Raw genomic sequence first — 17,222 nt, 5'->3', positions numbered from 1 at the left:
ATCCGCGGACGGCGTCTCCGGCGGGCCGGTCAGGCTGCGCTTGATTTTCGACGCTCAAAGCACGATATCCCGCCCCATATCCCCAAACCCGTCAGCCGAACTTGCGAGTCTGTCCATGACCGATCCCGACCTGCATAAGAATGATCCGGAAAACCCGGCGCAGGCCAGCGAACCCGTCGTCTCCAAGCCCTACATCATGCCCGATGATCCCGAGGCCGGCTCGGCAGAGGCCCTTGCCAAGGAGGCGGCCGACGCGCGCGACAAGATGCTGCGCACGCTGGCGGAGATGGAGAATCTGCGCAAGCGGACCGCCCGCGAGGTCGCCGATGCGCGCATGTACGGCATCACCGGCTTCGCCCGTGACGTGCTCGACATCGCCGACAATCTGCAGCGCGCGCTCGATGCCGTGCCGGCGGAGACGCGCGACAATGCCGATGCGGGCCTGAAGTCGCTGATCGAGGGCGTCGAGCTCACCGAGCGTTCGCTGCTCAACACGCTGGAGAAAAACGGCGTCAAGAAGTTCGATCCGACCGGGCAAAAGTTCGACCCCAATTTCCAGCAGGCGATGTACGAGGTGCCGGATCCGTCGGTGCCGTCCGGCACGGTGGTGCAGGTCGTGCAGGCCGGCTTTATGATCGGCGAGCGCGTGCTGCGCCCCGCTTTGGTCGGCGTGTCCAAGGGCGGCGCCAAGGCGGCGCCCGCGGCGAGCAACGATCAGTCGAACAGCGCCGCCTGACGGCGAGCACGGGCACGCGTTCTGCGGCCGTCCTGTTGTCGAACGAAGAAGCCACGGGCAGCGATGCCCGTGGCTTCTTGTTTGTCGGCGCGACCTTGTAGTTCGTCTCGCGGCGAGCAGCCGGCGTGATCACGCCGTCCGATGCCGGGCTGGTCTCAGCCTCTTGGCTGGATGCCGTCGCGGACGGCACGGAACCGCGGGAAGGCCGCCGACCACTGGTCGCGCGGCGCGCTGCCGATGATCCGCAACGTGTTTGGCCCGCCGAAGCGCAGCCACTGCACCACCGTCACCGGCGTATTGTCCTTGCCGCTGGTGGCGTCGATCCGGGTCTCATAGGCCGGCTGGCCGTCGATGCGGATCGGCTCGGACATCGTGATGCGCGCTTCGCGGACGCCCGGAATGGTGGTGGCCGCCTGTTGCGCCACGCGCGCGCGGTCGCCCGCCTCCGGGGCCACGCCAGCCACCAGCCCGATCACGACGAAGGGCGCGGCTTCGAAGCCCTTGTCCTCCTCGCCGTCGGCGAGGATCAGGGCGCCCGGCCCGAGCGTGCGGATGGTCTTGAACCCGGAGAGGTCGGTGACCTTGAACGGCATCATCGCGAGCTGCTCGTCGACCGGAACGTCCTTGCGGACGACGGCGGAGGCGAACATCTGGCGCACGGCATCGTCGGTGTAGATCCGGCTCGCGGTCTCCGGGATCTGCACGGCCACGTAGCCGGAGAAGCCGTTGCCGGGCAGGATCATCGAGTAGCGCCGCACCGGCGTGTTGCCATCGCGGCCGTTCTCGACGGTATAGTAGGCGGTGCCGGCGGCGGTCTCGATGCTCTCCGGCTTGACGCTGCCGGTCCCGGCGGGATTGGCGGTAAACGCGTTCTTCACCTCGCCATAGGCGGCGGCGGGCAGTTCGGTCAGCAGCACCTTCACGCTCTGGTCCTCGGTTTCGAAGCCGGAGAACGTCTTGGCCTTGGCGAGCCCGACCAGCGGCGCGAGCCCGATGCGGACGCCGGGCGGAAATACGGCGTCAGTGGCCAATGCGGGGTGCAGCAGCGAGATCAGCAGGGTGGCCGCGGTGAAGAGTCGAACGATCATCATCAAACATTGCCTCGTTGACCGGGGCCGCGCGCCGAGGCGGTCGGGGGTCCTCGCCAGCGTGGTCTTCGGCGGGCACGCTTTTAGCGGCTTTGCGCCCCCCGCAACAGGCCGGGCGCGCGGTTTTGATCGCCTGCGGCGGTCGGCGCGCTCCGGCGGGGCACATTTTGCCTCAAAAGGCGGATTCAGGATGGTACAGCGCTAGCCGCGCTTCAGGATTTCGACGCCGTCGACGGTCTGTACCAGCACATAGGGCGCGAGCAGGGCCCTGAGCTCGGGGTCGGAACGCGCCCAATCGCCCCAGTCGCTGTTCTGATTGTCGATCAGGACGACGTCGGGCGGCTGCTTCCGGAAGTCGGCGATGATCCCGGCGCGTTCGCGTTCCACATAGGGCGCGAGCCGCTGCGCCGTCTGTGAATCGATGGTTCCGTCCTGTTGCGATCGGCGGACGATTTCCCGGACCCAGAACGCCTCCTGGCGCGAGATCCAGGTGCCACCGAGGGTCCGCACCATCGGGTGGCCGATGACTGCGGCCGCGCTGAGCACCAGCATGCTCGGGCGCGGTCCGAGCCGCGCCACCTGGGCTTCGATTTGCCGGACGTCGACGCTGCCATTGAACCAGAGGCAGGTCTGCACGAACAGCACGGCGCCGGCGAGAGCGGTGGCGACCTGCGGCCAGCGCCGCATGTCGCGGCTGGTGTCGATCGCCGACACGGCAAGGCCGGCGGCAAGCAGCGCCAGCGCGACCATGGGATAGGCGTGATAGCCCCAGCCCTTCTGCTGCGCGACGAACGACACCAGGAATCCGAGCGATCCGGCCAGCGTGGTGAAAGACGCCGCGTCGCGCGCGTGCTGCCGGCGTTGGAGGAGGAGAATGGTGATCGCTGCCGCAAGCCACAGGCCCATCGGCAGGGTCACGAGGATGGTCGGCACCGGCGCCTTCAGGAGCAGATAGACGTCGCGGACCAGCGGATAGATGAGCGTGAAATATTCGGGAAAGAACAGGTAGATACAGGCCGCGTTGAGCAGCACCAGCGCCGCGGCGATCCAGTTCTCCAGCGCGAACAGCACGCGCCAGTCGCGCGCCTGCGCGGCGGCGGCGAGAATGCAGAAGCCGGCGCTGAAGGCGAAATAGGGCTTGAAGCTCATCGTGAGGCCGGCGCTGAGCCCGGCGATGAGCACGGCAGCCGGGCCCACCCGCTCGCCCCTGGCGCGCAGGATGTACACCGCGATCGCCGGCAGGATCGTGATCAGGGCCAGATGTTCCCGCTGGCCGAAATCATACATCGGCGCGATCAGGAGCAGGGCGGCCGTCCACGCCGCCAGCCAACCGTCGGCGAGGCGATGGCGCAGCGCCGATGTCCGCAGCACCAGCCACACCAGCGTCAGGGATGCCGCGGCCAGCGCGAAGATCAGGGTGTTCGTCGCCAATTCGGGCCTGAGATGGATCGCACGCGCCAGCGCGACGGCCAGCAGATAGACCGACCCGGCCATCGGCGGATTGGTCTCGAGGATGTCGACGTAGAGCCGCTGGCCATCGAGCATGCGCTCGCTGACGAGGAGCCACCAGCTGACGTCGACATTGAGGGGAAGGGTGTATCGCAGCCACGCCGCTGCAACCACGATGGCGCAGATCAGCAGTCCGGGGAACGTGGCCTGGCCGGCTTCGCGCGCACGCTGCGGAAAGCCCCAATCGGTGTCGATGACCATGCCTCATTCCCGTCCCAGGAGTGCGGCAGGCTAGGGCCCGTGGGTTAACAACGCATTTCGGTCATCGGGGCAGATCCGGAGTACCGGATTCGTTGCTCCCTGCCCGCGATCGCACCCTCCCGTTTAGGGAGCTGCCAAGGTCGATTGGCCCTTCTTGATGACTCCGCGAGGTCGTTCGGCGAGGGCCGTGATTTTCGTGGGGTCGAACCCCTGGTCCGGTCCTTGCGGGCCACTCCCCCCCTCCTATATGACGCTCATCGTCGCAATATCGCGAGCATTTGATCTGAGGGGGTTTTGGATGGGGGCGCCGTCAGGGCCCCACCCAACCTGCCGCAAAAAGAAGGATATGAGACCATGGGAAAGGTCATCGGGATCGATCTCGGCACCACGAATTCGTGCGTGGCCGTTATGGACGGCAAAACGTCGAAGGTCATCGAGAACGCCGAGGGCATGCGCACCACGCCGTCGATCGTCGCCTTCAGTGACGACGGCGAACGTCTGGTCGGCCAGCCGGCCAAGCGCCAGGCCGTGACCAACCCCGAGCGCACCTTCTTTGCGGTCAAGCGCCTCATCGGCCGCCGCTATGATGACCCGATGGTCGAGAAGGACAAGAAGCTCGTCCCCTACAAGATCGTCAAGGCCGGCAACGGCGACGCCTGGGTCGAGGCCGACGGCAAGACCTATTCGCCCTCGCAGGTCTCCGCCTTCATCCTGCAGAAGATGAAGGAGACCGCGGAAGCCCATCTCGGCCAGAAGGTCGACCAGGCCGTCATCACCGTCCCCGCTTATTTCAACGACGCCCAGCGTCAGGCCACCAAGGACGCCGGCAAGATCGCTGGCCTCGAGGTTCTGCGCATCATCAACGAGCCGACCGCGGCGGCGCTCGCCTACGGCCTCGACAAGACCAAGGCCGGCACGATCGCCGTGTACGACCTCGGCGGCGGCACCTTCGACGTCTCCATTCTTGAAATCGGCGACGGCGTGTTCGAGGTGAAGTCGACCAACGGCGACACCTTCCTCGGCGGTGAAGACTTCGACATGCGTCTGGTCAGCTACCTCGCCGACGAATTCCAGAAGGAGCAGGGCATCAACCTGCGCAACGACAAGCTCGCTCTGCAGCGCCTCAAGGAAGCTGCCGAGAAGGCCAAGATCGAGCTGTCGTCGACCACGCAGACCGAGATCAACCTGCCCTTCATCACCGCGGACCAGTCCGGTCCGAAGCATCTGACGATGAAGCTGACCCGCGCCAAGTTCGAGGCGCTGGTGGCCGACCTCGTCGAGAAGACCATCGAGCCGTGCCGCAAGGCGCTGAAGGATGCCGGCCTCACCGCCGGCGAGATCGGCGAAGTGGTGCTGGTCGGCGGCATGACCCGCATGCCGAAGATCCAGGAGATGGTGAAGCAGTTCTTCGGCAAGGAGCCGCACAAGGGCGTCAACCCCGACGAGGTGGTGGCGATCGGTGCCGCGATTCAGGCCGGCGTGCTGCAGGGCGACGTCAAGGACGTGCTGCTGCTCGACGTGACCCCGCTGTCCCTCGGCATCGAGACGCTGGGCGGCGTGTTCACCCGCATCATCGACCGCAACACCACGATCCCGACCAAGAAGAGCCAGGTGTTCTCGACCGCCGAGGACAATCAGAACGCGGTCACCATTCGGGTCTTCCAGGGTGAGCGCGAGATGGCGGCCGACAACAAGATGCTCGGCCAGTTCGACCTGATGGGCATTCCGCCGGCCCCGCGCGGCATGCCGCAGATCGAGGTGACGTTCGACATCGACGCCAACGGCATCGTCAACGTCTCGGCCAAGGACAAGGCCACCGGCAAGGAGCAGCAGATCCGCATCCAGGCCTCGGGTGGCCTGTCGGAAGCCGACATCGACAAGATGGTCAAGGACGCCGAGGCGAATGCTGCGGCGGACAAGAAGCGCCGCGAGGCGGTCGACGCCAAGAACCATGCCGACGCGCTGGTGCACTCCACCGAGAAGGCGCTGGCCGAGCACGGCTCGAAGGTCGCCGACACCGAGCGCCGCGCCATTGAGGATGCCGTCAGCGACCTCAAGGAAGCGCTGAAGGGCGACGATGCCGAGGCGATCAAGGCCAAGACCAACACCCTGGCCCAGGCGTCGATGAAGCTCGGCGAGGCCATGTACAAGCAGCAGGCCGAGAGCGACGCGGCCCGCGACGCCGCCAAGGATGACGTCGTCGACGCGGAGTTCACCGAGGTCGACGACGACAAGAAGAAATCTGCTTAACTGAGGCAGAGGTAGTGACCATGACCCCCATGCCAAAGAGCGCTTTCAGCGGCTCGTTGGATGGGGGTCATTTTCATTGACCCGGAACGTGCGCGGCGATCGCGCCGGCCGTTCCTGTTGGGCGAAGTTCGGGCGGGTTTGATTGATGTCCACCAAGCGCTGCTACTACGAGACCCTGGAAGTCGAACGCGACGCCGACGAGGGCAAGCTCAAGGCCGCCTTCCGCAAGCTGGCCATGAAGTGGCATCCGGACAAGAATCCGGGCGATGCCTCAAGCGAAGTGAAATTCAAGGAGATCAACGAGGCCTATGAGGTGCTGCGCGACGCCGACAAGCGCGCCGCCTACGACCGCTATGGCCACGCCGCCTTCGAGCAGGGCGGCATGGGCGGCGCGCACGGCTTCGGCGCCGGCTTTGCCTCCTCGTTCTCCGACATCTTCGAAGACCTGTTCGGCATGGCCGGCCAGCGGCGCGGCGGCACGGGGCGCGAGCGCGGCGCCGACCTGCGCTACAACATGGAAATCACCCTGGAAGAGGCGTTCCAGGGCAAGACCGCTCAGATCGAGATTCCAGTCTCGGTGACCTGCGAATCCTGCTCCGGCACCGGCGCCAAGGCCGGCACCAAGCCGAAGACCTGCGCGATGTGCGGCGGCGCCGGTCGCGTCCGGCAGGCCCAAGGCTTCTTCACCCTGGAGCGCACCTGTCCCGGCTGTCACGGCCGCGGCCAGATGATCGAGGACCCCTGTCCGTCATGCTCCGGCTCGGGCCGCGTCACCCGTGACCGCACGCTGTCGGTCAACATTCCCCAGGGCGTCGAGGACGGCACCCGCATCCGTCTCGCCGGCGAGGGCGAAGCGGGCCTGCGCGGCGGGCCGCCCGGCGATCTCTACATCTTCCTGTCGTTGACGGCCCACGAGTTCTTCCAGCGCGACGGCGCCGACCTGCACTGCCGCGTGCCAATCTCGATGGTGACGGCGGCGCTCGGCGGCGAGTTCGAGGTGCCGACGATCGACAAGGGCAAGACCAAGGTCAAGATTCCCGCCGGAGCGCAGTCCGGGCGCCGATTCCGGATCGCGGCCAAGGGCATGCCGGTGCTGCGCTCGCGCCAGACCGGCGACATGTATGTCCAGATCGTGGTCGAGACGCCGCAGAACCTGACCAAGAAGCAGCAGGAGCTGCTGGCCGAGTTCGAGAAGTTGTCGTCCGGAGCGACCCAGCCCGAGGCGGCCGGCTTCTTCACCAAGGTCAAGGACTTCTTCGGCAAGGCGGCGAGCTGAGCCGTGAGTTCAAGCAAGCACGGCCTCGTGGTTTCGCCGAATGATTTCGGGATTCAGATTCAGAGGTCGAGCGAATTTGCTGCTCTGCACATGCAAAAAATTATCGAATGCAACTGTAAGAGCGCGGACCCGCCAGCCTTAATCGTACGTTACGGTTCGGCTTGACCGCCCCGCCTGCGCCCTATACGTCTTTGTGACTCTTTTCTGACATCGCCGTGAAAGCGGTCCCGTCTGGTACCGAGATGCCCCTGCAAACGTCCGTGCGTGCGTCGAAAAAGCCTCTCCGTCTGGACGACGAAGTGCGCTTCCTCCGCTCATGGATCGAAAAGCCGCTGCATATGGGCGCCGTCATGCCGTCGGGCCGGCTGCTGGCGCGGACCATGGCGCAGTACGTCGATCCGCACGGCACAGGCCCTGTCATCGAGCTCGGACCGGGCACCGGCGCGATTACCAATGCGCTGGTCGAGCGCGGCGTCGATCAGAAGCGGCTGGTGCTGGTCGAGTACAATCCGGGCTTCTGCGCGTTGCTGCGCGACCGCTACCCGCAGGCCAAGGTGGTCCAGGGCGACGCCTATCGCCTCCGCGACACGCTCTGGAACGTGCTCAGCGCCCCTGCCGCGGCCGTCGTCTCCGGCCTGCCGCTCGTGACCAAGCCGATGCTGACGCGCATGAAGCTGATCCGCGATGCGTTCGCGGCGATGTCGCCGAATGCGCCGTTCGTGCAGTTCACCTATTCCGTCGTGCCGCCGATTCCGAAGTCGCTGCCCGGCGTCACCACGCAGGCCTCCGAGCGCATCTGGATGAACCTTCCGCCGGCGCGCGTCTGGGTGTATCGCAAGCCCTGACCGGCGGCCGCGATCCTTTGTGGCGGGTCGCTGACCGACCTCACGATGTCCGCGCTGAAGATCCTCATCATTCCCGGCTCGACCCGGGCCGGCTCGCACAACGCGAAGCTCGCCGCGGCCGCCGCCTATCAGTTCGTGCAGGCTGGCGCCGACATCACCCGCATCTCGCTCGCTGACTTCCCGCTGCCGATCTACGACGCCGACCTCGAGGCGCAATCGGGCATTCCGCATCACGCCGTGAATCTGACGCGCATGATCGGCGTCCATCATGCCGTGCTGCTGGTGACGCCGGAATACAACGCCTCGGTGCCGCCGCTGCTGACCAACGCCATCACCTGGATCTCGCGGGTCGACGAGCCGCCCGGCAGCCGCGGCGCGGTTTTTCGCAGCCGGCCGTTCGCGATCGCCGCCGCCTCCGAGAACCGCTTCGGCGGCATCCGCGCGCTCGCCGCCTTGCGGCTGGTGCTGACCGCCTGCAACGCGACGGTGATCCCGAGCCAGCTCGCGCTGGCCTTCGCCGACAAGGCCTACAACGACATGGACCGGCTCAAACTGCCCGCTGACGTCACCGCGCTCGACGCGCTGGTGCGGGAGCTGATCGCAACAGCGCAACATACGATGTGAGGTGACATGCCGACCGAGATTGCTCCGCGCGACCGCCTGATCGTGGCGCTCGACCTGCCCGGCGTGGCCGAGGCCGAGGCGATGATCGCCAGGCTGGGCGAAGCCGTGACGTTCTACAAGATCGGCATGGAGCTGACCTATGCCGGCGGCCTCGGCCTCGCCGAGCGTCTTGCGGCCGAGGGCAAGCACGTCTTCATGGACCTCAAGCTGCACGACATCCCGACCACGGTCGAGCGCGCCACGAGGCAGATCGCCCGGCTCGGCGCCCGTTTCCTTACCGTGCATGGCTTCTCGCAGAGCATGCGAGCGGCGCTCGCCGGCGCCGCCGGCTCCAGCCTCGAGCTGCTCGCCGTCACCGTGATGACGTCCTACGATGATGCCGACCTCGCCGCCGCCGGCTACGCCATGGGCGTCAAGGAGCTCGTCGCCAGGCGCGCCGTGCAGGCCAAGGAGATCGGCATCCACGGCCTGATCCTGTCGCCCGAGGAAACGGCGCTGGTGCGTCCGCTGGTCGGGCCTGACATGCAGCTCGTGACCCCCGGGATCCGTCCGGCGGGATCCGACGTTGGCGACCAGAAGCGCATCATGACCCCGGCCCTGGCGATCGCCGGCGGCGCCGACCGCCTCGTCGTCGGGCGTCCCGTCACCGGCGCTGCCGATCCGGCTGCGGCCGCCGAGAGCATCGTCGCCGACATCGCCGGCGCCGTGGCGCTGGCCGGCAAGACCAATCGCACGTAAGCAACAGCGACCGAGAACAGGGAGACGACAGGGATGCCCAAGGCCTATTGGATCGCGCGGATCGACGTGCACAACATGGACGGCTACAAGGACTACGTCGCGCAGAACGGCGCGGTGTTCCACCAGTACGGCGCCAAGTTCCTGGTCCGCGGCGGCCAGTACGAGACCAGGGAGGGCACCTCGCGCTCGCGCAACGTCGTGATCGAGTTCAAGGACTACGCGACCGCGCTGGCGTGTTACAATTCTCCTGAATACCAGCGCCTGGTCGCGATGCGCGCGCCGCATTCGCAAGGCGATCTGGTGATCATCGAGGGCTATGACGGCCCGCAGCCCTGATCGCCGCCCGCCCCACACCACGCGCGACCTGGCCTCGCTCGGTTGCCGCCGCCATCGGCCCCGGCTATAGCCCTTGAAGGAGCGGAGGAGCTGAGATGTCCAAGATGCGCTTGATCGTTGCCGGAGCCGGCGGCCGCATGGGCCGCGCCCTGGTGCGTGCAATCGCCGAGACCGACGGCGCCGTGCTGGCGGGTGCGCTCGAAGCCCCCGGCTCGGAGCTGATCGGCAAGGACTCCGGCGCCCTCGCCGGGCTGCCCGCCAACGGCATCAAGCTGTCGGGCGACCTCTGGACCATGTCCGCCGAGGCCGACGGCATCCTCGATTTCACCGTCCCGGCCGCTACCATCGCCAACGTCGCCATCGCCGCCGAGCGCGGCATCGTCCACGTCGTCGGCACCACCGGCCTGTCGTCGTCGGACGACGCCGTCATCAAGAGCGTCACCAAGCGCGCCATCGTCGTGCAGTCCGGCAATATGAGCCTCGGCGTCAACCTGCTGGCGGCGCTGGTCAGGCAGGTGGCGAAGTCGCTCGACGCCGGCTTCGACATCGAGATCCTCGAGATGCATCACAAGCACAAGGTCGACGCGCCCTCCGGCACCGCGCTGATGCTGGGACGTGCGGCTGCCGACGGCCGCGGCATCACGCTCGACCAGCACTCCGCGCGCGGCCGCGACGGCATCACCGGCGAGCGCCGCTCTGGCGACATCGGCTTCGCCTCGCTGCGCGGCGGCACCGCCGCCGGCGATCACAGCGTCATCTTCGCCGGCCCTTCGGAGCGCCTGGTGCTGTCGCACCAGGCCGAGGACCGCATGATCTTCGCCCATGGCGCGCTCAAGGCGGCGCTGTGGGCGCATGGCAAGCCGCCGGGCTACTACACAATGGACGACGTGCTCGGCCTCAAGGACCTTTTCTAGTTCAACGTCGATGGAAGCGAGCTGATGAGCGAACGTCTCCTGGTGCTGGTGCGCCACGGCCAGAGCGAGTGGAATCTGAAGAACCTCTTCACCGGCTGGAAGGATCCGGACCTGACAGAGCAGGGCGTGGCCGAGGCCAAGGAGGCCGGGCGCAAGCTGAAGGCCCAGGGCCTGACCTTCGACGTCGCCTTCACCTCGGTGCTGACGCGCGCCCAGCACACGCTCGATCTGATCCTGACCGAGCTCGGCCAGACCGGCCTGCCGACCAGCAAAAACCTCGCGCTCAACGAGCGCGACTATGGCGATCTCTCCGGCCTCAACAAGGACGACGCCCGCGCCAGATGGGGCGAGGAGCAGGTCCACGTCTGGCGCCGCTCCTACGACGTCCCGCCGCCCGGCGGCGAGAGCCTCAAGGATACGCTGGCCCGCGCGCTGCCCTACTACGTCCAGGAAATTCTCCCCGGCGTCCTGCGCGGACAGCGCACCCTGGTCGCCGCCCACGGCAACTCGCTCCGCGCCCTGATCATGGTGCTGGAGAAGCTGACGCCGGAGGGCATCCTGAAGCGCGAGCTGGCGACCGGCGTGCCGATCATCTACCGCCTGAACGCGGACTCGACGGTGGAGTCGAAACTGGACCTGGCGGGCTGATCGCGCGCCCAAAGCGTTCCGTCTCCGATGCTCCCGCATCGCCTTGAGAACCATGAGGCCAAGGTCCGGGCCTCGCCCTTCGAGACGCCCGCCTGCGGCGGGCTCCTCAGGGTGAGGGGCGTAAGTTGCTCCGGAGCTCGACCCTTCCATGAGCACGCTGCTCATCGTCAATTCGCAGCTCCGAATGCGAAGCCGCCCCTCATGGTGAGGAGCGTCGCCCTTGCGACGCGTCTCGAACCATGAGGCCCGCGACGATGCGGAGGGAATCGGCCAGTGCGATCACCGGCACGCCGATCTTTCTCCCCGATTCACATCTCAAACAGCCCCGCTCACGGCTCCACGATCTCGCGGCGCATCTCGCCCGAGTCCTGCTGCAACCATGTCCCTCCGAAATCCGAGAGGGCGCGGGGAATGCCGGATGCTGGCCGCACCCATGGCCCGCCTGCAGAAAAAAAGCAGGCGGCAGTCACCACAGGTTCAGCCGGAACAACCGGCATTCCCCGCGCGATGGTCTTCACGCTTATACGCAGTCTCCCTGGTGCGCCGGGCTTGTTGGCCACCATCACCACGCGGCGCGCTCTGGCGCCCTCGCGGCTTGATACCAGCATCGGGGTATCAGGACCCTGCGACTTCACGTCCGCAGTCCCGCCGTTCGTCGGCGCGCCCGAAGACACGCTGCGGCAGACCGCGGCCATCGCTCCCCGCCCCGCGTGTCGTGACGATCGCGCGCAACGCCCCTCTCGTCGAGCGGGATGGGCAGAGATAAGCATAAGTTCGGCAAAATAGCAATCAGATTATTTTTATCAGAAGGGCGCGCTGGGCGTACTCGTTCTTCCGACCCGGCCCGACCTGTGTTTTTGCAGCGGCATTTCAGCTAAAGAACGACTGGCATCCCGATCGCGAATGTGAGAGATGGTTGCAGCCATTTCTCTTACCATTTTCGGTGGCATCGATGGAAGCGAAGACCAAGGGAGCCTGGCTACTCGCGCATTCCAAGAGCCTTGATCTTGTCACCGGCACTGGCTTGGCGCGTCTAGAAAAGGTCGCGTACTCGGGAAAGGTAGGCCGCCTGTATAACGTCCTCAGGCGCGGCAGCAACGCGGCCCAAAGCACAGTCATTGATGCGGGTACCGTGGAGAGGCTTTGCCAGCTCAACGGGATCGATTTCGCTAGTCGACGCGATGGTCTGAATGTCTTGCAGCAACTAGGGTGCATCGACGTTTCGCAGGAAGGCTCCGTCGCCGTCCTCGGTGCAACTAGCTCCGCCGTTCTGGAAACCACCACCGAGATTTATACAGAATCCCGCCCTTCCCGAGATGAAGACGCGGTCCTCAGCCTCTCTGAAGCCGTCGCATCCAGGCCTGTGGCCCGACGAGAAGCGGAGGAACGAATCAGCGACGAGTTCCGGCTGACCGGGCGACAGGCTTCGGATCTTGTGGACGTGTGCCGCAGAACTGCACTTATCGATCAAGAGGAGGGTAGGGGCAGTGCGATCCTCTTCAATTCAAACACGTTCCGCGACAAGGGTCGAGCAGCGAAAGCCTATCAGATTATTCAGGACCTGAAGCCTGACGATGCCAGTCGGCTTACCGAGGTAGAGGAGCTGCTCAGGACAAACGGCACCGTAAACGAGTCCGATATCGAAACCATGCTAGGGGAACAGTTGTTTGGCCGGCTAACAAGCGTCGGATACTTCGACAGAATGGAAGTTAACAATCCTAAAGAGTCGATCGGCTATATTGCCTTGCCCGACGCCTTCCAGCGATATGGACGGCCATTCGAGGAGGACCCCGTCGACGACGCTAAGGCGCTTCTTGCGTCCTTAACATATGGTATGACGCGCAGCTCGGCTTCTCGCGGCAAAATTGTTCTTCCTCGAGTGCTGCTTAACTCGCTGATCGCTGGCGACGAGATCGGAGGGCAGTGGGGTGCAACAGCGATCGGACAAGACTACAAGGAGCTTGAAAGGCGCGGTGTTGTGACCGTGACGCATGCCGGCGGCAGTCGCTTTCGGATGCGGCTTGTCAAGCCGGACGTGGGCCAGTTGGCTCTTTCCATCATTAAGGGACACAAAGCTTCCGAAGAGGCTTTACTTCTAGGTACGGACCCAGCAACGGGCTTCAAGGGGCCTGACGAGACCCGAAAGGCGATACGCGAACGCAACTCGATGGAAGATCGCGTCTTCGTAGCAAATGCGCTGGATAGGATACGCAGTGGTGGCTAGCGAACCGACCGCGACCAAAGGCCCTCTTCTTGAGGAGATTGTACGCGACTACTTCGCGCGACAGGGATTTTTTGCGCTTCGCGGCGTCCCTCTCAGGTTTGACGGGACTGATGTTACCGACGTGGACATCTGGCTCTATGCCCGACAGTCAGCAAGCATCCGCACACGGGTCGTTGTCGATGTAAAGAATAAGAGGCAGCCACGAGCTCTTGAAAGGGTGCTTTGGACCAAGGGTCTTCAAGCAATCCTCGGAGCAGATCGGGCGATCGTCGTCACCACAGACAACAACCCGCAGATCGCCAAATTCGGACAACAGCATAAGGTCGTAGTCCTCACAAAGTCATTTTTGGACCGTTTGCAGAAAACACTATCGTTGCAGGACCGGATTACATCGGAGGAGTTGTTGGGCAAACTCCGCGAATACGAAGCGCAAAAGGCAGACGGCGACTGGGTGCGGTACCTGGAGGAAACGAAGTCAGGACTTATTAGCCTGCCCGGCTTTCCAGCTTTTAATCGCGCGGCTGCAAGTTTTGCGTTCTTCGCGCAGAGGATCGAAAGTCGGCCTCATTTTGCTGAACAGGCCCTTCGCTGCGCACTACTTTGTGCTGCAATAGGCTGTATTGCGCTGGACGCTGCCCTTGAGCGGTTCGTCTTTGATGAGCCGGAGACTAGAAACAAGGCGATTTTGGATGGCATCACTTACGGTGATAGCGGGGACGGCCGCACTCAAAAGAGCATCGAGAACGTTCTATCGCTCATTCAGGAAAGCATGGATGGCGGCCGAGTTCTTGCTAACGAGGCTCGTAGCCGCATCGCTGTACAGTTCGCCTCCGTCCGAGCCGATATTCTCGCGGACTTCTTCTCGCGCGAGCATAACTCAAGCCAGCTAGTCCCTGTAGCCCGGGATCTTGAGGCGTTAGCGCACAGCCGCACTGCTCCAAAGACCGGCAGTCTCTCGGCCGAAGCAAGGGCTGTCCTTGGAGTGTTCGCCGATTTTTCAAAACTCCGTCGCGCGAGTTTACTTGGAAGTGCTTCGCCCGCGCCCGCCCGTTCTGGGGCTGAGAAGGCGGACAGCCAGCCTATTGCAGAGTCGCCCGATCAGGGAAAGCTGATCTAGCTGCAACTAGAGCACGCCGCTGCGGCAGCACTTTGATTTCGCTCTGCAGGCGGCCTCGGTGGGCAAGACTGGTTAGTTACAAAATCTAAGCCCCAATAAAGCAAGCTTCATCAGCCGTTTGGCAGGTCTTGATCAAAAAACTCGCCTTGCCTCGGATCGGGGCGCTCGCGTTCATCCGAAGTAGCTTCGGGACGGCCCGCAAGTTCCGCCTCGGCCATAAAGTACCCTTCTGCAAAGACCCGAAGCATCTCGACTTTCCTGACTTCGCTAATACGGGGAATGTCCCGAGCATCGATTACGTGCAATTCCCGCAGCGGCTCACACCCCTTCACTCTTGGTACACTGAAATCCAGAATCTGGAATTTCGCCGCAGCAAGATCAGGATCATCCGCCAGCAACTCGTCAACAAGCGTCACGAAAAGGGATAGCCGCTCTCTGGCAAGCGGATTTTGGCGCCAGAAGCTGAACCATGGGAACGTGAGTTGTCCGCCCACTCCGTATAGAAGTGGAGGATCGAACGGTACCATGAGCCCACGGCCGATGGAGTAGTATCGGCGGTCAACGGACTGAACAAAATCTGGCGTTACGTCAGCGAAATGGTCCCTGATGAGTGGAAGAACCTCAAGAAAGTTCTTCCGAACATCGGCACGTTTCACAGCCCGTTTAATGCCTTCGACAATCTCGTCATAGGGCTGGTTGAAAACCAGCATGTCGCGAGCGGCCAAGAAGAGAGCGTTGTAATTGAACGTAGGGGGGTTGTTTACGAGGCGGACGAGCGTCTTGCAGGTGCGCTCGGGCGTGTCCTGCCAATTTCGCGCGAGATGCTGAACTGATGGCACTTTCGGTTTGGCCACGGTTACCTCTCATTGCAACGTGTATGGCGCTACGTGCTTCGAGTAGAAGCTAACTATATCCTCATCTGCGATCTTCATGCCCGGATTGACCGAACCGGAGTGATTCCAAACCTTATACCACGGACCGCCCTTCACATGGGTCAGTTCCACTAAATCTCCAGGGCGAAGACGAGAGTAAAAGGCAATAATTTTTCTGAGTACATCTGTAGTTGCGGCATCGAATTTGTATTGAACAACTTGACTCTGCCCTGTCGCCGAGTCGATTCGGCATGCTCTTCGCCGAATCGGCGACCGGTCGTTACCCTTGAACTCTCGGTAAAGATACGGGAGCACAGGCCCGAACTCCCATGCCTCGAACCTGTGAGCAATCAGAGGGGCCTGAAGCTCGATCAACGACCAAGCATGGCAGAAGTAAACAAGCTTTTGGAGCGAGAGGTTTGTTACTTGGACCCCTCGCTTTTCACATTCATCCAGGATGAAGTTCGCGATTGCGCGGCCATCGTGAGCCATTCGACGCTCCGCTGCTCCTATTAAGTTCTACAGCACGGCAGAGATTGCAGCAAAGAAGGTCTCCGCGGCGACAAGTTTGGCCAAGGTGGCATCGTGGCGCGGGTTTGCACAGGCTTTTCGAAGCTTGCCACTTTGTCTGCCTGCTGGCTTTGGGGATCCGACTAGATGCAACAAAAATGCCCCATTCGACGAGAACCTCGCTCCCCACTTCTGCGACTGGGTCGGGTTGATCGAAATCGCCTACGATTTGAACTCGCTTTAATCAAGTCGACGATCGCGACGCTACTCCGATGTGGGCTCGCGCGGGAAACTCTCGCGATGCAACGCGCGGTGATCGGGACCGGCATCATAGGTCGTCCTACCCCATCCCCACCTGCCCCGCTTCCCACCCAAGCATCGCCTGCTTGCGTGTCAGCCCCCAGTGATAGCCCGTCAGCGCTCCGCTCTTGCCGAGCGCGCGATGGCACGGCACGACGAACGAGATCGGGTTCTTGCCGACCGCGGCGCCCACGGCGCGCGAGGCCTTTGGCGACTCCAGCCGCGTTGCGATGTCCGAGTAGCAGACGGCGCGGCCCATCGGGATCTTGAGCAGGGACTCCCAGACGCGGACCTCGAAGTCGGTGCCGATCAGCACGACGCGCAGCGGCTGGTCGGGGCGCCACAGGGTCTTGTCGAAGATGCGTTGGGCGAGGCCGGCGGTGCCGGGGACGTCCTCGACGTATTCGGCGCGGGGCCAGCGGCTCTTCATGTCGGCGAGCGCGGACGCCTCCTCGCCGGGGTCGGCGAAGGCGAGGCCGGCGAGGCCGCGCGGGGTGGCCATCACCAGCGCCATGCCGAACGGGCAGGGGTGGAAGCCGTAGCGCAAGGTGGTGCCGGCGCCGCCGGTCTTCCATTCGCCGGGCGACATCGCCTCGTGGGTGACGAACAGGTCGTGCAGGCGGCCGGGGCCCGACAGGCCGGAGTCGAGCGCGGCGTCGAGCACGGAGGCCGAGCCTTTCAAGAGGCCCTTGGCGTGGTCGAGGGTCAGCGCCTGCATGAACGCCTTCGGCGTCAGCCCGGCCCAGCGCCGGAACAGATGGTGCAGCTCGTCCGGCGTCAGGCTGGCGGCTTCAGCCATGTCCTCGATGGTCGGCTGCCGGCGCCAATGCTCCGAGATGAACGCGATCGCGCGGCGCACCGCGTCGTAGTCGCGCAGGGCGGCCGATTGTTGCGGGCCCGGCTTGGCCAGGGCGGAATCGTGAATGGCGAGGGTCATCATGAGTCCGGATGTAGGGCGGCCGGGGCGGGGACTCCACCCGATTTCTGATCGGGGGGCTAGGGGGGCGGCCGGTTTTGGTCTGATCCGGGACGGT

Annotated in this window: 17 protein-coding genes; 11 read left to right on the top strand and 6 right to left on the bottom strand. The window is 64.3% G+C overall.

What is annotated here, in order from left to right; genetic code table 11:
* Positions 1-115 precede the first annotated feature (115 nt).
* Positions 116-736, top strand: coding sequence for a nucleotide exchange factor GrpE (gene grpE / locus ACQR1X_RS13140; protein WP_315805608.1), 621 nt, complete (start codon positions 116-118; stop codon positions 734-736).
* Between the two features lie 155 nt (positions 737-891).
* Here the strand turns inward: grpE and ACQR1X_RS13135 are convergent, their stop codons facing one another.
* Positions 892-1,827 carry a hypothetical protein gene (locus ACQR1X_RS13135; RefSeq protein WP_434838737.1) on the bottom strand — a complete coding sequence of 312 codons (936 nt, stop codon included), beginning with the start codon at positions 1,825-1,827 and terminating at the stop codon, positions 892-894.
* A gap of 198 nt (positions 1,828-2,025) precedes the next feature.
* On the bottom strand, positions 2,026-3,534 hold the full coding sequence (locus ACQR1X_RS13130; RefSeq protein ID WP_434898983.1) for a hypothetical protein: 1,509 nt from the start codon (positions 3,532-3,534) through the stop codon (positions 2,026-2,028).
* Positions 3,535-3,888: 354 nt separating this feature from the next.
* On the opposite strand from ACQR1X_RS13130, the gene dnaK reads away from it, so the two are divergent.
* The 8 genes from dnaK (at position 3,889) to ACQR1X_RS13090 (ending at position 11,165) form a co-directional block, all read left to right on the top strand.
* Positions 3,889-5,784: a molecular chaperone DnaK gene (gene dnaK / locus ACQR1X_RS13125; RefSeq protein WP_315805611.1), complete on the top strand. Its 1,896-nt coding sequence runs from the start codon at positions 3,889-3,891 to the stop codon at positions 5,782-5,784.
* Positions 5,785-5,929: 145 nt separating this feature from the next.
* Entirely contained in the window at positions 5,930-7,060 is a 1,131-nt protein-coding gene (gene dnaJ / locus ACQR1X_RS13120) for a molecular chaperone DnaJ (RefSeq protein ID WP_315805612.1), read from the top strand.
* A 242-nt stretch (positions 7,061-7,302) separates the two neighbouring features.
* A complete protein-coding gene (locus ACQR1X_RS13115) occupies positions 7,303-7,905 on the top strand; it encodes a class I SAM-dependent methyltransferase (protein ID WP_315805613.1) in 603 nt (200 codons plus the stop codon).
* Positions 7,906-7,950: 45 nt separating this feature from the next.
* Positions 7,951-8,529 (top strand): NADPH-dependent FMN reductase, encoded by a 579-nt coding sequence (locus ACQR1X_RS13110; RefSeq protein ID WP_315805614.1) that lies wholly within the window; start codon positions 7,951-7,953, stop codon positions 8,527-8,529.
* A gap of 6 nt (positions 8,530-8,535) precedes the next feature.
* Positions 8,536-9,267 carry an orotidine-5'-phosphate decarboxylase gene (pyrF, locus tag ACQR1X_RS13105; RefSeq protein WP_315805615.1) on the top strand — a complete coding sequence of 244 codons (732 nt, stop codon included), beginning with the start codon at positions 8,536-8,538 and terminating at the stop codon, positions 9,265-9,267.
* Positions 9,268-9,300: 33 nt separating this feature from the next.
* On the top strand, positions 9,301-9,603 hold the full coding sequence (locus tag ACQR1X_RS13100; protein ID WP_316166393.1) for a DUF1330 domain-containing protein: 303 nt from the start codon (positions 9,301-9,303) through the stop codon (positions 9,601-9,603).
* A 95-nt stretch (positions 9,604-9,698) separates the two neighbouring features.
* Positions 9,699-10,517, top strand: coding sequence for a 4-hydroxy-tetrahydrodipicolinate reductase (gene dapB / locus ACQR1X_RS13095; protein WP_316183016.1), 819 nt, complete (start codon positions 9,699-9,701; stop codon positions 10,515-10,517).
* Between the two features lie 24 nt (positions 10,518-10,541).
* Positions 10,542-11,165, top strand: a complete 624-nt coding sequence (locus tag ACQR1X_RS13090; RefSeq protein WP_434898982.1) for a 2,3-bisphosphoglycerate-dependent phosphoglycerate mutase — start codon at positions 10,542-10,544, stop codon at positions 11,163-11,165.
* 329 nt (positions 11,166-11,494) lie between these two features.
* Here the strand turns inward: ACQR1X_RS13090 and ACQR1X_RS13085 are convergent, their stop codons facing one another.
* The gene (locus ACQR1X_RS13085) at positions 11,495-11,860 is read right to left on the bottom strand and encodes a hypothetical protein (RefSeq protein WP_434898981.1); all 366 of its coding nucleotides are present in this window, start codon (positions 11,858-11,860) and stop codon (positions 11,495-11,497) included.
* A 257-nt stretch (positions 11,861-12,117) separates the two neighbouring features.
* On the opposite strand from ACQR1X_RS13085, the gene ACQR1X_RS13080 reads away from it, so the two are divergent.
* On the top strand, positions 12,118-13,389 hold the full coding sequence (locus ACQR1X_RS13080) for a hypothetical protein (RefSeq protein WP_434898980.1): 1,272 nt from the start codon (positions 12,118-12,120) through the stop codon (positions 13,387-13,389).
* Positions 13,382-14,506 carry a hypothetical protein gene (locus ACQR1X_RS13075; RefSeq protein ID WP_434898979.1) on the top strand — a complete coding sequence of 375 codons (1,125 nt, stop codon included), beginning with the start codon at positions 13,382-13,384 and terminating at the stop codon, positions 14,504-14,506. The genes ACQR1X_RS13080 and ACQR1X_RS13075 overlap by 8 nt, the downstream gene beginning before the upstream one ends.
* Positions 14,507-14,616: 110 nt before the next feature.
* On the opposite strand, the gene ACQR1X_RS13070 is transcribed toward ACQR1X_RS13075, so the two are convergent.
* The 3 genes from ACQR1X_RS13070 to ACQR1X_RS13060 all read right to left on the bottom strand — a co-directional run bounded on the left by ACQR1X_RS13070 (position 14,617) and on the right by ACQR1X_RS13060 (position 17,128).
* Entirely contained in the window at positions 14,617-15,360 is a 744-nt protein-coding gene (locus ACQR1X_RS13070; RefSeq protein WP_434898978.1) for a hypothetical protein, read from the bottom strand.
* Between the two features lie 9 nt (positions 15,361-15,369).
* A complete protein-coding gene (locus ACQR1X_RS13065; RefSeq protein WP_434898977.1) occupies positions 15,370-15,870 on the bottom strand; it encodes a Panacea domain-containing protein in 501 nt (166 codons plus the stop codon).
* A 358-nt stretch (positions 15,871-16,228) separates the two neighbouring features.
* The gene (locus tag ACQR1X_RS13060) at positions 16,229-17,128 is read right to left on the bottom strand and encodes a methylated-DNA--[protein]-cysteine S-methyltransferase (protein ID WP_434898976.1); all 900 of its coding nucleotides are present in this window, start codon (positions 17,126-17,128) and stop codon (positions 16,229-16,231) included.
* Positions 17,129-17,222: the final 94 nt, after the last annotated feature.

This window comes from Bradyrhizobium sp. HKCCYLRH3073 (assembly GCF_051167995.1).
Lineage (GTDB): Bacteria > Pseudomonadota > Alphaproteobacteria > Rhizobiales > Xanthobacteraceae > Bradyrhizobium.
The sequence above is the reverse complement of the archived record's forward strand: the minus strand, read 5'-3'. Positions and strand labels throughout refer to the sequence as shown.

Excerpts from the sequence above, each read along its gene's own strand:
- dnaJ (WP_315805612.1), top strand. The coding sequence starts at position 5,930 with ATGTCCACCAAGCGCTGCTACTACGAGACCCTGGAAGTCGAACGCGAC.
- grpE (WP_315805608.1), top strand. The coding sequence starts at position 116 with ATGACCGATCCCGACCTGCATAAGAATGATCCGGAAAACCCGGCGCAG.
- ACQR1X_RS13085 (WP_434898981.1), bottom strand. The coding sequence starts at position 11,860 with ATGGCCGCGGTCTGCCGCAGCGTGTCTTCGGGCGCGCCGACGAACGGC.
- ACQR1X_RS13090 (WP_434898982.1), top strand. The coding sequence starts at position 10,542 with ATGAGCGAACGTCTCCTGGTGCTGGTGCGCCACGGCCAGAGCGAGTGG.
- ACQR1X_RS13115 (WP_315805613.1), top strand. The coding sequence starts at position 7,303 with ATGCCCCTGCAAACGTCCGTGCGTGCGTCGAAAAAGCCTCTCCGTCTG.
- ACQR1X_RS13060 (WP_434898976.1), bottom strand. The coding sequence starts at position 17,128 with ATGATGACCCTCGCCATTCACGATTCCGCCCTGGCCAAGCCGGGCCCG.
- ACQR1X_RS13110 (WP_315805614.1), top strand. The coding sequence starts at position 7,951 with ATGTCCGCGCTGAAGATCCTCATCATTCCCGGCTCGACCCGGGCCGGC.
- ACQR1X_RS13135 (WP_434838737.1), bottom strand. The coding sequence starts at position 1,827 with ATGATGATCGTTCGACTCTTCACCGCGGCCACCCTGCTGATCTCGCTG.
- ACQR1X_RS13130 (WP_434898983.1), bottom strand. The coding sequence starts at position 3,534 with ATGGTCATCGACACCGATTGGGGCTTTCCGCAGCGTGCGCGCGAAGCC.
- ACQR1X_RS13100 (WP_316166393.1), top strand. The coding sequence starts at position 9,301 with ATGCCCAAGGCCTATTGGATCGCGCGGATCGACGTGCACAACATGGAC.
- dnaK (WP_315805611.1), top strand. The coding sequence starts at position 3,889 with ATGGGAAAGGTCATCGGGATCGATCTCGGCACCACGAATTCGTGCGTG.
- pyrF (WP_315805615.1), top strand. The coding sequence starts at position 8,536 with ATGCCGACCGAGATTGCTCCGCGCGACCGCCTGATCGTGGCGCTCGAC.
- ACQR1X_RS13065 (WP_434898977.1), bottom strand. The coding sequence starts at position 15,870 with ATGGCTCACGATGGCCGCGCAATCGCGAACTTCATCCTGGATGAATGT.
- ACQR1X_RS13080 (WP_434898980.1), top strand. The coding sequence starts at position 12,118 with ATGGAAGCGAAGACCAAGGGAGCCTGGCTACTCGCGCATTCCAAGAGC.
- dapB (WP_316183016.1), top strand. The coding sequence starts at position 9,699 with ATGTCCAAGATGCGCTTGATCGTTGCCGGAGCCGGCGGCCGCATGGGC.